Source organism: Vulcanococcus limneticus LL, from assembly GCF_943369875.1.
Classification (GTDB): domain Bacteria; phylum Cyanobacteriota; class Cyanobacteriia; order PCC-6307; family Cyanobiaceae; genus Vulcanococcus; species Vulcanococcus limneticus_A.
The window spans coordinates 77,619-96,147 of record NZ_CALROT020000003.1 but is presented as its reverse complement, the minus strand read 5'-3'; the positions used below and the strand labels follow the sequence as shown (position 1 = coordinate 96,147).

Annotated in this window: 14 protein-coding genes; 7 read left to right on the top strand and 7 right to left on the bottom strand. The window is 70.5% G+C overall.

All coding sequences use genetic code 11. From position 1 onward, the window contains the following. Positions 1-7: 7 nt before the first annotated feature. Entirely contained in the window at positions 8-1,777 is a 1,770-nt protein-coding gene (locus ACLV7J_RS04830; RefSeq protein ID WP_411867989.1) for a diguanylate cyclase, read from the top strand. A 19-nt stretch (positions 1,778-1,796) separates the two neighbouring features. Here ACLV7J_RS04830 and def read toward each other — a convergent pair whose 3' ends face one another. After that, a complete protein-coding gene (gene def, locus ACLV7J_RS04825) occupies positions 1,797-2,324 on the bottom strand; it encodes a peptide deformylase (RefSeq protein ID WP_411867988.1) in 528 nt (175 codons plus the stop codon). A gap of 52 nt (positions 2,325-2,376) precedes the next feature. Beyond that, complete coding sequence (locus ACLV7J_RS04820; protein WP_411867987.1) at positions 2,377-3,891, bottom strand: peptide ligase PGM1-related protein; 1,515 nt, start codon at positions 3,889-3,891, stop codon at positions 2,377-2,379. 175 nt (positions 3,892-4,066) lie between these two features. On the opposite strand from ACLV7J_RS04820, the gene ACLV7J_RS04815 reads away from it, so the two are divergent. The 4 genes from ACLV7J_RS04815 (at position 4,067) to ACLV7J_RS04800 (ending at position 9,241) form a co-directional block, all read left to right on the top strand. Beyond that, positions 4,067-4,723: a succinate dehydrogenase gene (locus ACLV7J_RS04815; RefSeq protein ID WP_411867986.1), complete on the top strand. Its 657-nt coding sequence runs from the start codon at positions 4,067-4,069 to the stop codon at positions 4,721-4,723. Further along, complete coding sequence (locus ACLV7J_RS04810) at positions 4,720-6,630, top strand: fumarate reductase/succinate dehydrogenase flavoprotein subunit (RefSeq protein WP_411867985.1); 1,911 nt, start codon at positions 4,720-4,722, stop codon at positions 6,628-6,630. Before ACLV7J_RS04815 ends, ACLV7J_RS04810 begins: the two co-directional genes overlap by 4 nt. Before the next feature lie 115 nt (positions 6,631-6,745). Continuing rightward, positions 6,746-7,987: a DUF3365 domain-containing protein gene (locus tag ACLV7J_RS04805; protein ID WP_411867984.1), complete on the top strand. Its 1,242-nt coding sequence runs from the start codon at positions 6,746-6,748 to the stop codon at positions 7,985-7,987. Next, complete coding sequence (locus ACLV7J_RS04800; RefSeq protein ID WP_411867983.1) at positions 7,988-9,241, top strand: diguanylate cyclase; 1,254 nt, start codon at positions 7,988-7,990, stop codon at positions 9,239-9,241. A gap of 99 nt (positions 9,242-9,340) precedes the next feature. Here the strand turns inward: ACLV7J_RS04800 and ACLV7J_RS04795 are convergent, their stop codons facing one another. Continuing rightward, positions 9,341-11,089 (bottom strand): EAL domain-containing protein, encoded by a 1,749-nt coding sequence (locus ACLV7J_RS04795; RefSeq protein ID WP_411867982.1) that lies wholly within the window; start codon positions 11,087-11,089, stop codon positions 9,341-9,343. Between the two features lie 20 nt (positions 11,090-11,109). Further along, positions 11,110-11,490, bottom strand: coding sequence for a PAS domain-containing protein (locus ACLV7J_RS04790; RefSeq protein WP_411867981.1), 381 nt, complete (start codon positions 11,488-11,490; stop codon positions 11,110-11,112). 94 nt (positions 11,491-11,584) lie between these two features. On the opposite strand from ACLV7J_RS04790, the gene ACLV7J_RS04785 reads away from it, so the two are divergent. After that, on the top strand, positions 11,585-12,325 hold the full coding sequence (locus tag ACLV7J_RS04785) for a succinate dehydrogenase/fumarate reductase iron-sulfur subunit (RefSeq protein WP_411867980.1): 741 nt from the start codon (positions 11,585-11,587) through the stop codon (positions 12,323-12,325). Here ACLV7J_RS04785 and ACLV7J_RS04780 read toward each other — a convergent pair. Beyond that, positions 12,294-13,703 (bottom strand): MFS transporter, encoded by a 1,410-nt coding sequence (locus ACLV7J_RS04780; RefSeq protein WP_411867979.1) that lies wholly within the window; start codon positions 13,701-13,703, stop codon positions 12,294-12,296. The genes ACLV7J_RS04785 and ACLV7J_RS04780 overlap by 32 nt on opposite strands. 155 nt (positions 13,704-13,858) lie before the next feature. Here ACLV7J_RS04780 and ACLV7J_RS04775 point away from each other — a divergent pair, with 155 nt between their 5' ends. Next, positions 13,859-15,397 (top strand): bifunctional orotidine-5'-phosphate decarboxylase/orotate phosphoribosyltransferase, encoded by a 1,539-nt coding sequence (locus ACLV7J_RS04775; protein ID WP_411867978.1) that lies wholly within the window; start codon positions 13,859-13,861, stop codon positions 15,395-15,397. Here the strand turns inward: ACLV7J_RS04775 and ACLV7J_RS04770 are convergent. Together ACLV7J_RS04770 and ACLV7J_RS04765 are read right to left on the bottom strand one after the other, a co-directional pair. Further along, complete coding sequence (locus ACLV7J_RS04770) at positions 15,388-17,115, bottom strand: putative bifunctional diguanylate cyclase/phosphodiesterase (RefSeq protein WP_411867977.1); 1,728 nt, start codon at positions 17,113-17,115, stop codon at positions 15,388-15,390. The genes ACLV7J_RS04775 and ACLV7J_RS04770 overlap by 10 nt on opposite strands. After that, complete coding sequence (locus tag ACLV7J_RS04765; RefSeq protein WP_411867976.1) at positions 17,115-18,278, bottom strand: FIST signal transduction protein; 1,164 nt, start codon at positions 18,276-18,278, stop codon at positions 17,115-17,117. Before ACLV7J_RS04765 ends, ACLV7J_RS04770 begins: the two co-directional genes overlap by 1 nt. Positions 18,279-18,529 lie beyond the last annotated feature (251 nt).

Genomic DNA, 18,529 nt, shown 5'->3' with positions numbered 1-18,529 from the left:
GAGGCGTTTGAGCGTTCCCAGCCCGCCGATCAGCCGGGGTGTGGCCCGCAGGGGCTGGCTCCTGCTGGGCTGCATCGTGCTGCTCGGCGGTGCCGCTTCCTGGTGGCTGGAGCGCCGCGTGTCCAGCCAGCTGGTCGACAAGACCCTGGCCAGCCAGCAGGCGCGGGTGCGGGAGGACGTGCACCACTTCAACCGCAGCCTTCAGCAGGCTGAGCGGAGCCTCAGCCGCTACGCCCGTGTGCTGTCCTCGCCGTCCCCCCTGGACCCAGGGGAGGACGCCCGTCTGGAGTCGATCGTCGCCCAGGATCCCGATGGTGCCTGGCGCTCCCGCCCCAGCCGCTTTGATCCCAGGCAGGAGGCCGGTGTGTGGATCCCGCCGGGGGTGCCCCTCACGCCGGAGACCCGCCGCTTCTTCGTGCGGGCGCAGCGGATCACCACCCTCTTCGGCCTGGGGGCGGGCACCGACCTGCTGGCCAACACCTGGGTTCTGCCCCTCACCAACGGGGAGGTGATCTTCTGGCCCGGCAACCCCCGCTTCATCGTCAACGCCAGCGCCGATCTCGACTACCGCTCCACGCCCTGGGTGCAGCTCACGGCGCCCGGGGTCAATCCCCAGGGGCGGCCTCGCTGGACCTCTCCCGACTACGACCCGGCCGCGCGGGAGTGGCTGATCAGCGTGGTGGCGCCCTTCTACAAGGACGGGCGCTGGGCTGGGGCCGTGGGCCACGATCTGGTGCTGGCCGATCTGCTCCGCTGGCTCAACACCCCCGATCCGGGGCAGAAGGTGCTGGGCTCCACGCCCCTGTTCGTCGCCCGCCGCGACGGCCAGCTGCTGGTGCGTCAGGGGGCGACCCCCTCCCGCGGGCAGACCGTGCCGGCCCACTACCGTCCCGTCCTGGCCAAGGCCCTCAGGGAGCGGCAGCGGGCCCGGCCGAGCGGGGCGAACCTGGAGCTGATCACCCTGGCGGATGGTGGGGACCTGCTGATCGTGGCCCCCCTGCCGGCCCTCGATGCCGACGTGCTGTACCGGGTGGACGGCACTGCCCTCCGGCGCCTGGTGGAGCAGGAACTCACCTGGCTCCAGATCGGCGAGGTGGTGTTCGTGCTCGTGCTCTGTGCCGCCAGCGTGGGGCTGCTGCTGCGGGAAGCCAGGCTCCGGCGCCAGCAGCAGCGGCAGCTCGAGATCCGCAACAGCGATCTGCAACAGCTGGTGGAGGAGCGCACGGCGGATCTGCAGGTCGCCAACCGGCAGCTCGAGCGGCTCACCCTCGAGGATCCGCTCACGGGCCTGGGCAACCGCCGCTGTCTGGAACTGCAGCTGCAGCGCGCCTGGGGGGATGCGGCGCGGCGGGAAGAGCCGCTCTCGCTGGTGATGCTCGATGTGGATTTCTTCAAGGCGTACAACGATCAGCTCGGCCATCAGCGGGGGGACGATTGCCTCCGCGAGCTGGCCCAGGTGCTGCGCGCGGGGCTGCGCCGCCCGGTGGACAGTGCCTGCCGCTATGGCGGTGAGGAGTTCGTGCTGCTGCTGCCCGGCACCGATGCGGTGGGCAGCCGGCACCTGGCCGAGCTGCTGCTGCAGGCGACCCGGGCCTGCGGCATGCCCCATCCCCGCACGCCCTCCGGTGTGGTGAGCATCAGCCTCGGGGTGGCCACCGCCCGGCCCTCCCACGACCCCAGCGGCAGTCCGGAGGCGTTGATCGCCCGGGCCGATGCCGCCCTCTACCGGGCCAAGCGGGCCGGCCGCGACCGGATCGAGCAGGCTCCCCAGCCCTAGCGGATCGCGGCTGGGACCCTCAGGGGATCAGGCCCGCTGCCTGCAGTTCCTCGGTGAAGCCGAGTTGCCCGGGATCCTCCAGCCGGTCGGGAAACACCAGGCCGTCGAGGTGGTCGCACTCGTGCTGCACCACCCGGGCGTGGAAGCCTTCCGCCTCCACCTCCACCCGGCGGCCCCGGGGGTCGAGGGCCGCATAGCGGATGCGCTGCCAGCGGGGCACCGAGCCGCGCAGCCCCGGCACACTCAGGCAGCCTTCCCAGCCCAGCTCCCGGCCGCTGCCCAGGGGGGTGATCAGCGGGTTGATCAGCACCGTTTCCGGGATCGGCGGCGCCTCGGGGTAGCGCGGATTGCGGGTGATGCCGAAGATCACCACCCGCAGGGGCACGCCGATCTGGGGAGCCGCCAGCCCGGCGCCCTGGCGGGCGGCCATGGTGTCGCGCAGGTCGCCGATCAGGGCGGCGATGGCCGCTGCCGTGGCATCAGGCACCGGGCGGGCCACCTCCCGCAGGCGGGGATCCCCCAGACGCAGCACCTCGCGCACCGCCATCGCCGTGATTGCCGTGGGCTGCCAGTCTCGCTGCCGCTGCCTGCGCCTGGAGTCAGCCCTGAGCCAGCAGCTCCGAGGCCCGGGCGATCAGCTGGCTGGCCGTGGCCTCGTACACCGCCCCGGCCTGGGCGTCGCTGCGGCCGATGCAGGTCATGCCGAGCTTGCCGAACTGCGACAGGCAGCCCAGCAGGTGGAAGACGCTCCCTTGCAGCCGCGCCGGGTCGTAGTGCAGGCCGGCGTCGGCCACGATGTCGATCAGATCCACCGGCAGCAGGCCCCGCAGGCGGGGATCGCAGAGGTTGTCGGTGGCCATGTAGTGCAGGGGCTGGCCCGTGGGCGAGCGGAACAGCCCGGTGGTGGGATCCAGCTCGCCGGTGGTGATGGCCCGCAGGGCCATCGTGGGGTGGGTGGTGCCGCCCTGGCGCAGGTTCACCTCGATCGCCTGCAGGTCCCACTGGCCGTCGATGTGGCGGGCGATGAAGTCCACCGCGTAGCGCTCCAGGGCCCCCTCCGCCGCCAGGGCCTCGCCCACGGCCCGGCCGTGGCGCATCAGCTCCAGCCGGTAGGGCTCGGCGGCGGGGAAGCGGCAGCCCAGGTAGGTCTGGCCGCTGGGGCCCCCCAGGATCTGCTCGTGGGTGGAGAGCACCTCCACCGTGCCGGGCCGCCCGCCACCGCCTGGGTGGATCGTGCCCTGCACGCTGGGGGAGCTGAGGGCGTCGCCGCCCTCCAGCCAGGCCTCCACCAGGGCCCCCTGCTGGGCCACCAGCTCGCGCCACTGGGGCGGGGGCATCGCCAGCTCCTCCAGGGCCTGGCGGATGCGGCCGCGGCGCTGGGCGCCGCTCAGCCCATCCAGGAGCAGCGCCTCCAGATCCAGGGGGGCGTTGCCCTCGCCGCTGAAGCCCTCATTCAGCTTCACCACGCAGCGCCGCAGCTGCGGCTGGGCCTCCCACAGCTCGGCGGTCACCTCGGCCAGGTCGTCGAGGTTGTGCACCAGGCCGCTGCCGGGGGGATGGGGCACGCCGCAGCGGGCGAACAGCTCGCGGCTGCTGGCCTTGCTGCCCCAGTAACCGAGGGCCGGATCGGTGCCGAGCAGGGGCACCTGCAGCCGCTCGGAGAGCTGCTTCTCCAGCTCGGTCACCACGTAGCAGGCGATGAAGCTGCGCCCGGGCCGCAGCAGCTCCTGGATCCGCGCCAGCAGCTGGGGCCGCTCCAACAGCTTGGCGGTGAGGGGCCGGCTCGAGGCGTCGTCGGCATCAAAGAGGTGCAGGCGACGGCGGGCGTGGGAGGTGGGCACGCCGGGCAGCAGCTCCAGCACCGCATCCACCACCAGCTCGGGCAGCAGCTTGCTGGTCACGTAGATGGCGCGCACGCCGGGATCCCGCAGCCGCACCAGCGAGAACAGCTGGCGCTCCTCGTAGTGGTGCGCCCCGGTGACCAGCTCCATCTGGGCCTGGTCCATCGTCAGGGACGGCACCACCAGCAGGTCGAAGTCGGTGCCGTTGCGGCCCTGCTCGTCGCCCCAGTCCGGCAGCAGCTGGGCCTGCAGGTCACGGAAGCTCAGGGCCATGGCCGGCGGCCGGCAGCTGGGCCCATCCTGCTGGCCCTGGGCCCGACGGGCCAGCCGGTTGCACTCCGTAGGATTCGGGTCAATGGTGGATCGTTGCGGCGTGGAGGCCTCTCGCCCCTTGGCAAGGGCTCTCTCCGCCCCTGACCGGGACGCCGGTGGCCCCTTCGCGCCCCCCGTGGTCCCGCGTCCCCTCGCCGGGCGTCTAGCCTCCGGCTGGGTCGCGGCCACGGGGCTGAGCCTGGTGCTGTTTCTGCTGGCCCACCTGCTGGGGGTAGCGCTGGCTCCGCTGGATCCCTTGCGCTTCGAGGCCTACGCCGCCGCCCTGCACGCCAGCCCCTGGCTGCCGCTGGCGGAGCTGGCCCTGGTGGCGGCAGCCCTCACCCACCTGGTGCTGGCGGTGGCCAAGGTCCTCGCCAACCGCCGAGCCAAGCTCGGCGCCGAGCCCCGTCCAGCCGGTTCTGCGGGCCTGGTGAGTCGCCGCGGCGAGCCGCTCGCGGCCCTGGCGGCCCGCAGCGCCCCCCTCAGCGGCACGCTGCTGCTGGTCTTCCTGGCCGTTCACTTGGCCCAGCTGCGCTGGCTGCGGCCCGCGGCTGGCCAGGAGCTGGCGGCCCTGCGGGCGGCCCTGGCCTCCCCCGCCGCCCTGGCGCTCTACCTGGCGGCGGCCCTGGCGCTGGGGCTGCACCTGCTCCATGGGGCGGAGGCCGCCCACCGCAGCCTGGGGCTGTTGGATCCCGCCAACGGGGCCCGGATCCGCCGCTGGGGCCGCGCCCTGGCCGCGGGGTTGGCCGGCGGCTTTGTGCTGGTGCCCCTGCTGCTGGTGCTGCGGCCATGACCCCCGACCCCCGCATCCCCGCCGGGCCGGTGGCCGGCGCCTGGACCCGCTGCCGCGAGGGGCTGCCGCTGATCAGTCCGCTGCGCAAGCGCCAGTTCACCGTGGTGGTGGTGGGCAGCGGCCTGGCCGGTGCCTCGGCCGCCGCCGCCCTGGCGGAGCAGGGCTACCGGGTGCGGCTGCTGACCTTCCACGACAGCCCGCGCCGGGCCCACTCGGTGGCGGCCCAGGGCGGCATCAACGCCGCCAAGAACACCGCCAATGACGGCGACAGCATCGCCCGCCTGTTCGCCGACACCGTGCGCGGCGGCGACTTCCGCGCCCGCGAGGCCGGCTGCCACCGGCTGGCCGAGATCAGCGGCGCGATCATCGACCAGGCCGTGGCCCTGGGGGTGCCCTTCGCCCGGGAGTACGGCGGCACCCTGGCCACCCGCAGCTTCGGCGGCGCCCTGGTGAGCCGCACCTTCTATGCCCGCGGCCAGACCGGCCAGCAGCTGCTCTACGGCGCCTATCAGGCCCTGATGCGCCAGGTGGCCGCCGGCGGCGTGGAGCTGCTCAGCCGCCGCGACATGGTGGAGCTGGTGACCGTTGATGGCGTCGCCCGCGGCGTGGTCTGCCGCCACCTGGTCAGCGGTGCCCTGGAGACGATCACCGGCCATGCCGTGCTGCTGGCCACGGGTGGCTATTCCAACGTCTACTACCTCTCCACCAACGCGCTCCAGTCCAACGCCAGCGCCATCTGGCGCGCCCACCGCCAGGGGGCCCTGTTCGCCAACCCCTGCTTCACCCAGATCCACCCCACCTGCATCCCCAGCGGCGATCCCCACCAGAGCAAGCTCACGCTGATGAGCGAGAGCCTGCGCAACGACGGGCGCCTCTGGCTGCCGGTCCGCCCCGGCGATGGCCGGCCCCCCGCCGAGATCCCGGAGGCCGAGCGCGACTACTTCCTGGAGCGGCACTACCCCGCCTACGGCAACATGTCCCCCCGCGATCTGGCCTCGCGCCGGGCCCGGGAGCTCTGCGCCGCCGGCCACGGGGTGGGCCCCGGCGGCCGCTCGGTGTACCTCGACCTGGCCGAGGCGATCGCCCGCGAGGGCCGCGGTGCCATCGAGGCCCGCTACGGCAATTTGCTGGGCATGTACGAGCGGATCACGGGCGATGACCCGCTGGCCGTGCCGATGCGGATCTACCCCGCCCCCCACTACACGATGGGCGGCCTCTGGGTCGACTATCACCTGATGAGCACGATCCCGGGGCTGTTCGTGCTGGGGGAGGCCAACTTCTCCGAGCACGGCGCCAACCGGCTGGGTGCCAGCGCCCTGATGCAGGGCCTGGCCGATGGGCTGTTCATCGCGCCGGCCACGGTCACGGCCTGGCTGGCGGGCCAGCCCCTGCCGGAGGTGGGCCCCGATCACGCCGCCTGCCGCGCCGCCCAGGCCGCCGCCGAGGCGCGGATCGCGGCGCTGCTGGCGGTGGGGGGCCGGCGCCCGGTGGATGGCTTCCACCGCGAGCTGGGCCTGCTGCTGATCGACAGCTGCGGCATCAGCCGCCACGCCGACGGCCTGCGGCGCGGCCTGGAGCAGGTGGCGGACCTGGAGGCGGCGTTCCATGCCGACCTGCGGCTGCCCCAGCAGCGGAGCGGTCCCAACGCTGAACTGGAGAAGGCCCTGCGGCTGGCCGATTTCTTCCCCCTGGCGGACCTGATGCTGCGCGATGCCCTGGCCCGGGAGGAGTCGTGTGGGGCCCACTTCCGCGAGGAACACCAGACCCCCGAGGGGGAGGCCCGCCGCGACGACGCGCAGTTCGCCCACATCGCCGCCTGGGAGTTTCGGGAGGGGGCCGAGCCGCAGCGCCACAGCGAGCCGCTCCAGTTCACGGCGATCCAGCCCAGCGCCCGCAGCTACCGCTGAGGTTTTGGCCTGAGGCGCAGGACGTTGGCTCAGGCGTGTGGACGCTGGCCCTGAATCGCCCATAGACTTACCGCAGCGAAGGTAGTGGCGGTGGTCTGAGGTGGGTGCTTCGCCCTTGCTGTCCCGGATCCGCCGCCCCGCCTGGGTCACCACGGCCAACGTGGTGCTCGGCCTGTTCCTGCTCTGCCTGCTGCTGTTGCCGGTGGTGCTTGTGGGCACCCTGGGCCGCATGGACAAGTCGCAGATGGAGCTCCAGGCCAGGGAAATCTCCACCCTGGTCACGGATATCCGCCGCTACTACTCCGACAACGTGGTGCAGCGGATTCAGGAATCGGATGGGAAGGCCGTTCTCACCGATCGCTACCGCGAGATCCACGGCGGCATCCCCATCCCGGCCACCCTCTCGATCGAGCTGGGTCAGCTGTTCGAGCAGGCCCATGACGATGGTCGGATCCAGTACCGCTTCATTTCCGACTATCCCTTCCGGGGCCGGGGTGCCCGGCCCCTCGATTCCTTCGAACTCGAGGCCCTCAGTCAGTTTCGCAAGAACCCGCGGCTGCAGCAGTTCACCAAGGTGCAGACCCCCCTCTTCGGGGAGGACAGCTACCGGCTGGCGACACCGGTGCTGATGCGCAAGGCCTGCGTGACCTGCCACAACGCCCATCCCGACTCGCCCAAGCGCGACTGGAAGCTGGGCGATGTGCGCGGCATCCAGGAGATCACCATCAAGGACCTCCACACCGAAGGCGGTGATGATTTCGCCTATCTGGGGCTCTATCTCGCCCTAGTGGGTGTGACGGCAGGCGCAGCGGTCTACCTGTTCCGGCGCCAGTCCGCCCGGCTGCAGCGCAGCAACGGCCAGCTGCTCGAGGCCCGTCACCGCGAGGAGGCGATTCAGCAGCGCCTGCGGGGCAAGGTGGAGGAACTCTCCCTGCTGGCCTCCGTGGTGGACAGCTCCACCGTCGGGGTCACCATTGCGGACATGGGTCAGCCGGATACCCCGTTGATCTACGCCAATCAGGCCTTCTACGACCTCACGGGCTATCGCGAGGCTGAAACCCTCGGCCGCAACTGCCGTTTCATGCGCGGCCCCCTCACGGATCCCGCCACCACGGCCACCATCCGCCAGGCGATCGCCAACGGCGAGCCCTGCACCGCGGAGCTGATCAACTACCGCCGTGACGGCACTCCGTTCTGGAATCAGCTCACTCTCTATCCGGTGGGGGGCACTCCCGGTCGGCCGAAGTTCTACGTTGGTAACCAGACCAGGATCCCCGATCCCGGCACGCCCATGCAGGCCGGCCCCCCTCCGGGCGAGCCTCCCCCTGAGTCTCCTTATCCAGGGATGACGACCTAGATGCTGCGCTCCGCCCTGGCTGAGGAGGTCAACAAACGGCTGCTGCTCCTGGTGGGGGCCGTGGGCCTGATCGGCAGTGTGCTCACCGGGGTGGCCGGTGGTTCTCTGGCGGTGCTCCAGGCCAATCGGGATGTGGCCACCCAGGCCGACCAGATCAGCCAGTCGGTGAGCACCATCCTCCAGCTGGAGGCCACCCTGCCGGAGAGGCAGGCCGCGCTCCAGCTCTATCGCAACCAGCCCCTGTTCCGCCAGAGCGATGTGCTCAATGCGGTGCTCGTCCTCGATGCCAGCGGGCGCACGATCCTCAGCTCGCGCCAGGCCCTGCTCAACCGATCCATTCAGGATCTGCGCAGAATTTCCATGTTCCGGGAAGCCGATACCCAGCGCCGGATCGACTGCTTCCTGGCTCGGAACTCTTCGGCAGCGTCACCCACGTCCAAGCCCTGTGAGCTGGAGGGGCATCCCTTCCACTGGCCCTGGGAGACCACCCAGATGGCCTTCCGGGAGGTGCAGCTGTTTCAGTTCGGCATCGATCCGAAGCGGAGCCGGTATCTGATCCTGATCAGTCTCGGCACCCAGTCCACCAACAGCGGGGTGCTGCACCTGGTGTTGCTGATGGTGATCAGCAGTGCTCTGATCCTGGGCCTGATGCTCTGGAGCCTCACCTGGGCCCTGCGCCGCCAGCTTCTGCCTGGCCTGCAGCAGCTGGCGGAAACCGATGGCCTCACCGCGCTGGCCAATCGCCGCAACTTCATGGACCTGAGCCAGCAGGCCCTGCTCCAGGCCGAGGTCTCCCAGACGTCCCACGTGCTCGCCATCATCGATATCGATCACTTCAAGCGGATCAACGATCAGCATGGTCACCTGGCTGGCGATGCGGTCCTGCGGCAGTTGGCCGACATCCTGCGGGATGGCCTGCGGGACAGTGACCTGGTGGCGCGCCTGGGGGGTGAGGAGTTCGCCCTGTTGCTGCGCTGCAATGCCGTGATGGCCGATGAGGTGCTCGAGCGCCTCCGCGACAGCGTGGAGTTCAGTGAGTGTTTCTGGGACGATACCCTGATTCCCGTGACCATCAGCCTGGGCGCTGCTGCCACGGAACATCTCGGCTTCGATCTCGATTATCTCTACGCCGCCGCGGATGCCTCCCTCTACCGCGCCAAGAGTGAGGGGCGTAACTGCATCCGCTGGGCCACGGCCCGCGAACACGATCCGGAGCGCGACAGCTGGACGACCCGGCTGGCCATCCAGGCCTGACGGGTCGCAGGACCGGTCTGTCTGGATTCTGAATCGAGCCTCTGAATCGATCCGCGAGTCGATCTACTGCATCGATCCCTGGGAGGCGTGGCAGGGGCTTCAGTCGGCGCTGTAGCCCCTCGGCCGTCCGTAGTAATACCCCTGTCCGTGGGTGCAGCCCATCTCCAGCAGGCCGAGGTGTTGCTTCTCGCTTTCGATTCCTTCGGCAATCACCGTGAAGTTGAGATCCTGGGCCAGCGTGATCATCGACTGGAGCACGGTCTGCTTGCGTCGATCCATCAGGAAATCGGCCGCGAAGCTGCGGTCGATCTTGATGGCATCAATCGGTAGCTTTGCCAGCCACGACATGCTGGAGTAGCCCGTTCCGAAGTCGTCGAGATACACGCGCACTCCAGCCTGGCGCAGGTGCTGCAGCTCACGGGTGGTCTGCTCGGGATGATCGATCAGCATGCCTTCGGTCACCTCGATACTGAACAGAACCGGGTCGAGATCGCGCTCCTCCGCCTGGGCCAGGAACCAGCTGGCGAAGCCCTCCTGTTTCAGCTGCAGGGGGCTCACGTTGATGGAGGTGAGCAGGGACCGGCTCTGGCGCTGCAGGCGTTTCACCTGGTCCATGGCCTCCCTGACCACCCAGCGGCCCAGCGGCAGGATCAGGCCGGTGCGCTCGGCCAGGGGGATGAATTCCGAGGGGTTCAGGGCCGGCCGGCCGGGGCTCTGGATCCGGACCAGGCTTTCCTGGCCCACCGGGAGTCCGTCGGAGAGGGTCACGATCGGCTGGTAAACCAGGTTCAGTTCGTTGTCTTCGATGGCCTGCTTGAGCTGGCGCTTGAGGACGATCGTGCGCTTGACCTCCAGGTCGATGGAATCGTTGTAGTGGGAGATCTTCGGATCATTCTTGGCCTTGGCGTCGTACATCGCCAGGTCGGCCCGCCGCAGCAGTTCATCGATGCCGATGTCGGGATCGGTGGTGCCGGCGATGCCCACACTCATGGAGGGCCGGATCAGATAGTCCTCGGCGATCCAGGGTGTGGCCAGCCGCTGTTGCAGTCGCATGCCCAGCTCCAGGGCCTCGATCTCATCGAGGCGGCCGCAGGTGAGCACCACGAATTCATCGCCGCCGAGCCGGGCCAGGGTGTCGCCGGGGCGCAGGCCCTGCTGCAGCCGCTGACCCACCTCCACCAGCAGCTCGTCGCCCACATGGTGGCCGTAGAGATCGTTGATCTCCTTGAAGCCGTTGAGATCGCAGAACAGGATCGTGACCTGACCCGCCTCGGCCTCCAGATCCGCGAGGGCGTCGGCGATGCGGTTCTGCAGGGCCCGGCGGTTGGGCAGCCCCGTGACCGGGCACTCCACCACCTGGGCTGCCAGGTTGCGCTGCTGCTCCCGCAGCTGGGCATTGCGGGTCTCGCTCTCGGCGCGGCGCTCGTTGGCCAGATCAGCCCGGCTCTGGAGTTCGGCGTTGGTGAGCAGCAGGCTGATGTCGCGGATGGTGAACACCAGCGGCCCGGAGGCCTCCCGCTTCACCTCACGCCACTGAATCTCCACGGCCCGCAGGGGCTCCTGGCTCAGCACGCCCGTCAGCCGCCCGCTCAGCCCATCGCGGCCCTTTCCCTGGAGGGCCGTCGCGTCCAGGAGGGGCTGGCCGCTGCAGCTGCGTGGCAGTTGGGCGTGCAGCGGCTCTCCGAGCATCATCAGCTTGGAGCGCCTGCAGAAGGCCTCAAAGCCCGCGTTGCACCACAGAACCCTGGTCTCGGCGTCGGTGATCACCAGGCCATCGCCGATGCTGTCCAGGGCCTCCTCCAGCCAGCCCAGGGTGCGGCGCAGTTCCGCGACCAGCTGGCTTTCCAAGGCGGTCGGAGGGGCGCCAGTCATGGCTCCTCTTCCGCGTCTTCGGGAAGTGGGGTGAGGGTGGCTCCGAACACCCACGTGTCGCTCTGCTTCTCCGCCACGATGAAGTGTTCGGAGATCACCGCGCGGCCATCGCTGCAGATGGTCTTGAGCCGCAGGGGGTGGGCCAGGATCGTGGATTGCTCGGTGGCCTGGAACCGGGAGAAGCCCAGCTGGTGGGACATCTGAAAGGCCTCCGGCAGGATGCGACTCAGGGGCGTTCCGGCCAGATCGGCCTGGCTCCAGCCATAGGTCGCCTGGAAGGCCGGGTTGATGGCCACCACGTTGCCGAGGTGATCGGCGAGCACGAAGGGACGGTCGCCCGCCTGCAGCGAGGCGATGGAGGGAACGGGCTCAGCCATGCTGACGGGGGGCACCACATCCCATTGTGTACCCCACTTGAGTCAGAACGCCTTGGCCAGAATGAACTCGCCCGCTGGGTCGAGAGGCCGGCCGATGCGTTCCACCCTCTCGATCACCCTGCGCCTCTGGCGCCAGGTCGCGCCGGACCAACCGGGCCACTTTGAGAGTCACCGGCTGGAGCAGGTTTCCGCCGATCTGTCGCTGCTGGAGGCCCTCGACCTGCTCAATGAGCGCCTGATCGCCGCCGGCGAGCGGCCGGTGCATTTCGAGCACGACTGCCGCGAGGGCATCTGTGGCAGCTGCGGCTTCCTGGTGAATGGTCAGGCCCACGGCCCCCGGCCGGCCACCACCGTCTGTCAGCTGTATCTGCGCCACTTCGCCGATGGCGCCACCCTGGTGCTGGAGCCCTGGCGCGCCGCCGCCTTCCCCCTGATCCAGGACCTGGCGGTGGAGCGCTCGGCCCTCGATCGCCTGATCGCGGCGGGGGGCTACTGCTCCGTGCCGATCGGCAGTGCGCCGGAGGCCAATGGCCTGCTGGTGGGCCGCGACCAGGCCCGCTCCGCCTTCGAGACGGCCACCTGCATCGGCTGCGGCGCCTGCATCGCCAGCTGCCGCAACGCCTCCGCCAGCCTGTTCGTGGCCGCCAAGCTGGCCCACCTGGGCCAGCTGCCCCAGGGCCAGCCCGAGCGGGCCCGCCGGGCCGCCGCGATGCAGGAGCAGATGGTGGCCGAGGGCTTCGGCAGCTGCAGCAGCCAGCTGGAGTGTGAGGCCGTCTGCCCCCAGCAGATCTCCGCCGACTGGATCAGCTGGATGCACCGCGAGGCGCGGGCCTGACGCCGCCGTCGGCAGCGCCGGCCTCGGCGGAGCGGCGGGCCAGATCGCCGCGGCTGGCCTGAACGGCCCAGAGGGCAAAGCCCGCGTACACCAGGCAGTAGAGCGGCGTGCCCCAGGGCCAGTCCAGGCCCCCCAGCAGCCAGCTGGCCACCAGCGGCGCGGTGCCGGCGAACAGCGCCATGCCCAGGCTGTAGCCGATCGAGAACACGGCGCAGCGCTGGCCCGGCGGCACCATCACCACCCCCAGCACCCCCTGGGCGCCCATGGTGGTCATCAGCGGCAGCAGCACCAGCCCCTGGGCGATGGCGAGCCCCGCCAGGCCGCCGCCCTGGCCGATCAGCAGTGCCACTGGCGTGATCAGCGCCAGGCCCGCGTTGCCCCAGCGGTTCACGGCCACCAGCCCGTAGCGGTCCGCCAGGTGGCCCCCCAGCACCACCAGCGGCAGCCCCAGGGTCTGCATCACGGTCGACACGCTGTTGGCCCCGGCGCTGCTGCCGGCGTGCTGGCCGGCGTGGTCCACCAGGAACACGAAGCTCACGTAGAACACCACGTTGGCGAAGCTCACCAGGCCCACCACCCGCAGCACCAGCGGCCATTCGCCTACCAGCTGGCGCAGGCTCCAGCCCATGGCCGCCAGCAGCTCGCCGCTCTTCTGGATCGGGGCACGCTGGTCGTCATCCGGCAGGGTTTCCGGCATCGAACGGCGCATCCACAGGCCCAGCAAGGCCACCCCCGCTCCCAGCAGGAACGGCAGCCGCCAGCCCCAGGCCGCCATGGCCGCATCGCCGAGGGCCCAGCCCACCAGCGCCGCCGTGAGGGAGCCGAGGCTGAAGCCCAGCAGTCCGCCCGACACCGCCAGGCTGGAGAGCAGTCCGCTGCGGCCGTGGCCGGCCGCCTCGGCGGCGTAGGTGATGCTGCCGGTGAACTCACCGCCCACCGAGAAGCCCTGCAGCATCCGCAGCACCACCAGCAGGATGCCGGCCGTCATGCCGATCTGCTGGTGGGTGGGCAGAAGGCCGATCAGCAGGCTCGAGCCGCCCATGATCACGATGCTCAGGCTCAGCATCAGCCGCCGGCCCAGCAGGTCGCCCAGGGGGCCCAGCACCAGGCTGCCCACCGGCCGCATCAGGTAGCCCACGGCGAATACCCCGAAGGCGGCCATGGTGCGCAGGGCCGGCACGTCCGCCGGGAAGAAGGCCTCGCCCAGGGCGCTGGCTACGTAGCCGTAGACGGCGAAGTCGTACCACTCCAGGGCGTTGCCCAGCAGGGCCGCCAGGCCGGCGCTGCGGCGCTGGGCCGGGGTGAGGGCCAGCACGGCGGTTCCCGGCTCGGGCGGGGAATCCCCTGGGGATTCGCGATCGGTCTGCGACGCGCTCAAGCGGGGCCAGGGCGGGATGGCGGCATTGAAGCCCCCCGGCTGCCTGGGCCCGGCCGCTTGGGCGCGGAGGCCTTTCTTAAGAGCTGTGTGCTGAGCCACGCCCATCCCCGGTGGGGGGTTAGCAACGGCAACAGCAGCAGCGGCGGCGCCCGGCCGTGACCTTCTTTCTCAAGCTCACCGAGGCGATCGCCAGTCGCCAGTCGCTGCTGATCACCGGGCTGGATCCCAACCCGGAGATGCTGCACACCTGGAACCGCAGCCGCGGCGGCGGCACGGGCTCGTTCCTCTCCCAGGCGCGGCGCTGGATCAAGGCGGTGATCGAGGCCACCGCCGACCACGTGTGTGCCGTGAAGCCCAGCCTCGGCTTCTACCAGGCCCTGGGGGCCGTGGGCATCGACCTGCTGCGGGAGGTGCGGGAGCTGGTGCCGCCCGATCTGCCCCTGATCCTCGACGCCAAGCACGCCGACCTCAACTCGGCCTCGGCCCTGGCCCACTACCTGTTCCACGACCTGGGCGTCGATGCGGTGTCGCTCTCGCCCCTGGCCGGCCAGGACATCGCCGCCCCCTTCCTGCTGCACACCGACCGGGCCGTGGTGGTGACCTGCCACAGCTCCAGTCCGGCGGCGCGGGTGCTGCAGCACCACCCCGACGAGAGCGACCCCTTCTATCTGCGGGTGGTGCGTGAGTGCCAGCTGTGGGCCACGCCGGAGCAGCTGCTGCTGGAGGTGGGTACCAGCGACCCGCGCATCCTCGAGCGGGTGCGGGCCGCCGCCCCGGAGCACGTGCTGATCCTGCGCAGCCTCTGGGGCCGGGAGGAGCGGCTGGAGGCGCTGCTGCAGGCGGGGCTCACCAGCGCCGCCGATGGCCTGCGGCTGCCGCTGCCCCAGAACCTGCGGGGGGAGGAGGGGCTGGCGGAGGGGGCGGCCGCCCTCAAGCGCCAGATCAGCGCCGTGCGCGAGCGGGTGATCGCCGCCCGCAGCCCCGCCGCCGACCGCTGCGACCTGTGGCTGCCCCAGCCGGCCGCAGTCCCGCCGTCCGCCGAGCAGTCCGCCCCGGAGGATCCCTCCGCCGAGCCGCCCTCCGCGGCCCTATCTGCCGACCCAGCGGCCGATCCCCTGGCCGCGCTGATCGTGGATCTGTTCGACATCGGCTGCCTGCTGTTCGGCGACTACGTGCAGGCCTCGGGTGCCGTGTTCAGCTATTACATCGACCTGCGCCGCATCATCTCCGATCCCAACCTGTTTCACCGGGTGTTGCACACCTACAGCGAGCTGCTGCAGGGGCTGACGTTCGATCGCATCGCCGGCATCCCCTACGGCTCGCTGCCCACCGCCACCGGCCTGTCGCTGCAGCTGCACAAGCCGCTGATCTATCCGCGCAAGGAGGTGAAGGCCCACGGCGCCCGCCGCCAGATCGAGGGCGACTTCCGCGAGGGCGAGACCGTGGTGGTGGTGGACGACATCCTGATCACCGGCGGCAGCGTGCTCGATGGCATCGCCAAGCTCGCCAGCTCCGGTCTGGTGGTGCGCGATGTGGTGGTGTTCATCGACCACGGCGGCCAAGCCCGGCAGCGCCTGGCCGAGGCCGGCTACCGCACCCACGCGGTGCTCGACATCGGCCGCATCACGGCGGTGCTGCTGGCGGCCGGGCGGCTCACTTCCGAGCAGGCCGTTCAGCTGGGCGCTCAGGCATGAGAGTGGTGCCGCTGGCTGCGGGCATAGCCCTCGATCAGCCGTAGGGTCTCCAGGTGGCCCTGGGGCCGGCCGAACAGGTAGCCCTGGCCGAAGTCGCTGCCCAGCCGCTCGATGATGCGCCGCTGCTCCTCCGTCTCCACGCCTTCGGCCACCACCTCGAGGCCCAGGGCCTTGGCCAGGGAGATGATCGCCCCGGCGATCATCTCGTCCTCCGGGTTGCTCACCAGGCCATCCACGAAGGAGCGATCGATCTTGAGCACGCCCACGGGGAAGCGCTTCAGGTAGAGCAGGGAGGAGTAGCCCGTGCCGAAGTCGTCGATCGCCAGGCGTACCCCCAGGTCCCGCAGTCCATTGATGGTCTTTGTCGTCGACTGGATGTCATCGACGAGCATGGTCTCGGTGATCTCCAGGTAGAGGCTGCCGGGATCCAGCCCGTTGCTGTCCAGAATCCCGGCGATGCGCTGCTGGAGTCGGGCCTCGTTCAGGGTGCGGGCCGACAGGTTGGAGGACAGCCGCAGGTCCGCCAGCCCGTCGATCCGTTGCCAGCGGGCGATAGCGCCGGCGGCCTGGTTCAGCACCTCCAAGTCGATGTGCACAATCACCTCCGACGATTCCGCCTGCGGGATGAAGGCGCTGGGGGGGAGCAGCCCCAGCTGGCGATGGCGCCAGCGGGCCAGGGCCTCGAAACCCACCAGCCTGCGGTCGGAGAGCCGGTAGATCGGCTGGTAGTGGCTCTCGATCTCGCCGTTCTCGATGGCGTGGCGCAGCTCCCCTTCCAGGTAGAGGCGCTGTCGTGCCTCGGCCCGCATCGACTCCTCGAAGATGGCCCAGTGGCCCTTGCCGCGGCCTTTCGCCTGATACATCGCGATGTCGGCGTTCTCCAGCAGCGCATGGGCCTCCTGCCCTGCCTCGGCGAAGGCGATGCCGATGGAGGCGCTGTGGCTCAGTTCCGTGCCCGCCACCACGATCGGCCGGCGGATCGCCTGAATGATGCGCTGGGCCAGATCGGTGGCGGCGCCCACCGTGGCGGTCTGGCTGATCACGATGAATTCATCGCCCGACAGCCGTCCCACCAGATCCGAACCCCGCACCGACTCCCGCAGCTGGTGCGCCACGTTGATGAGCAGCTGATCGCCCGCGGCGTGGCCGTGGGCGTCATTGACGATCTTGAAGCGGTCGATGTCGATGAACAGCACCACCTGCCGCATCGCCCCCTGCGGCTCGCTGGCGAGGGCCTGGTTCAGGGCCTCGAGCACCAGGCGCCGATTCGGCAGACCGGTGAGCGCATCGTGGGTGGCGTCGTGGAGGGCCTTGTCCCGGGCGTGCCGCTCCGCCGAGACGGCCCGCAGCAGCCCGATGCTCAGTTCGATGCTGCGGGCCATCGCCCGCAACAGCGAGCGTTCCTCCACGTCGAAGGCATCGCCGAGCCTGCCCACGAACAGCTGCTCGTCACCGATGGTGGCCCAGCAGGTGTGCAGCGTGCCGCTGCGGATCTGAACCTCGGCCGGTCTCTCGTCCGCCAGCTCCACCAGCCGGGCCCCCTCGCGGGGACTGAGGCCGATGCAGCAGGTGACGCCGTCGCTGCCGAAGATCGCCCCCACTTCGGCATCCACCGCCTCCGTCACCCGGTTCACCGCATTGCGCAGGTTGTCGGGATCGTCGGTGGAGAAGGCCGAGAGGATCTCGGAGAGCAGGTGCAGCGACCAGGACGTCTCCATCAGCTGATGGCCAGGGTCACCAGGGTCTGGTTGTGGAAGCCCCCGGCCCCCTTGGTGCGGGCGATCTCGCCGTAGGTGTAGAAGCCCGCCATGGGAACCCCGCCGCTGGTGGCAGTGATCAGATCGGTTTCCTCGTGCAGGTTCGACGCGTCGAAGATCGAGCGCCTGGAGACGCAGTCGAACAGCAGCAGGCCCACCGGTGGGGCCCCATCCAGGGCCCCGATCGCCAGCTTGAACGACTCCTCAGCGGCCTCCAGCACCGAGTCCACGTCCCCTTCGGTGAGGAAGGCCAGGCCGCCCTGGGGCACCTCGGCCACCGTGAGCAGCTGGCGGGTCTGGAAATCCGCGCCCGTGATGTGGCGCATCTCGATCTTGTCGCGCCGCCGGATGCCGATCGGATGGCAGGCGGCGAAGGCGGCGAAGGCGGTGGCGTCGTGGCGCACCGGCTCCGGGGGATTGAAGAACTCGAGGTAGACATCCAGGGCGGGCCGGTCGTCCAGGGACGCCAGCACGTTGCCCTTGCTGCCGGTCACGAGCATGGGGGGACTGGCCGTCTTCCAGCCGTGGCTCACGCCGATGCCCAGGGGGGCCTCCGAGCTGATGGCGGCCGCCACCACGGCCTGGGTCAGCACCCGATCGCCCAGGATCTGATGGGTCCGCTTCATGGCCAGGTCGTCGCCGGCGCAGCCCCCCACCAGGGGCACATCGAAGCTGGCCACGTCGTAGGCGCCGCGCACCACATCCATCTGGTCGCCACAGAGCCCATCCGCCAGCAGCAGCAGCACCGTGTGCTCGCGCTGGGGCAGCCGCTCGAGGCAGTAGGCCGCCTCAGTGGCGGCCTGGCGCAGCCCCTGGTCGTTGCCCTGGCCCATGCCCGTGGCCACATTGATGCCCTCACCCCCCAGGGCCCAGAGCACCAGGGCCTGGCGAAGGGAGCCGGCGGCGGCGATTTCCCCGGAGGTCGTGCAGCCGATCACGGCGGTGCCCTCCGGCAGCCCCTGCCGCAGTCCTGCCGCGATGGCGGGCAGGTCGTAGCTGGGCGACCCCAGGAGCACCACCAGCTTGGGCGGCGTCGGTCCGGCGATCCCCTGGAGGGCTTCGGCCAGGGCCGCCTGGCTGTCAGGAAGGGTGGAGCTGCCCACCCGCACCCAGCGTCTGGTCAAGTCCGTGGGTTGTGTCATCCCGATCCGGCTGGAGCGGGAACAGACCGCAGAAGCCTGATCCCACGCTATCCCTCAGCAGGGGTAGATGGCAGCGGCTTCCGGTGACCACGGGTCTACGGTCGCCACACCCCCTGATCCGCCGCGCGATGGTTGCCGCTCTGCCCCTGCTCCGTGGCATTGCGGTCCTGGCTGAAGCGGCGCCAGGTCTGGCGGCAGGCGATGGGGGCCGCACGGCTTCCCTTGCGCTTGAG

Excerpts from the sequence above, each read along its gene's own strand:
- def (WP_411867988.1), bottom strand. The coding sequence starts at position 2,324 with ATGGCGGTGCGCGAGGTGCTGCGTCTGGGGGATCCCCGCCTGCGGGAG.
- ACLV7J_RS04820 (WP_411867987.1), bottom strand. The coding sequence starts at position 3,891 with ATGGCCCTGAGCTTCCGTGACCTGCAGGCCCAGCTGCTGCCGGACTGG.
- ACLV7J_RS04810 (WP_411867985.1), top strand. The coding sequence starts at position 4,720 with ATGACCCCCGACCCCCGCATCCCCGCCGGGCCGGTGGCCGGCGCCTGG.
- ACLV7J_RS04800 (WP_411867983.1), top strand. The coding sequence starts at position 7,988 with ATGCTGCGCTCCGCCCTGGCTGAGGAGGTCAACAAACGGCTGCTGCTC.
- ACLV7J_RS04790 (WP_411867981.1), bottom strand. The coding sequence starts at position 11,490 with ATGGCTGAGCCCGTTCCCTCCATCGCCTCGCTGCAGGCGGGCGACCGT.
- ACLV7J_RS04785 (WP_411867980.1), top strand. The coding sequence starts at position 11,585 with ATGCGTTCCACCCTCTCGATCACCCTGCGCCTCTGGCGCCAGGTCGCG.
- ACLV7J_RS04770 (WP_411867977.1), bottom strand. The coding sequence starts at position 17,115 with ATGGAGACGTCCTGGTCGCTGCACCTGCTCTCCGAGATCCTCTCGGCC.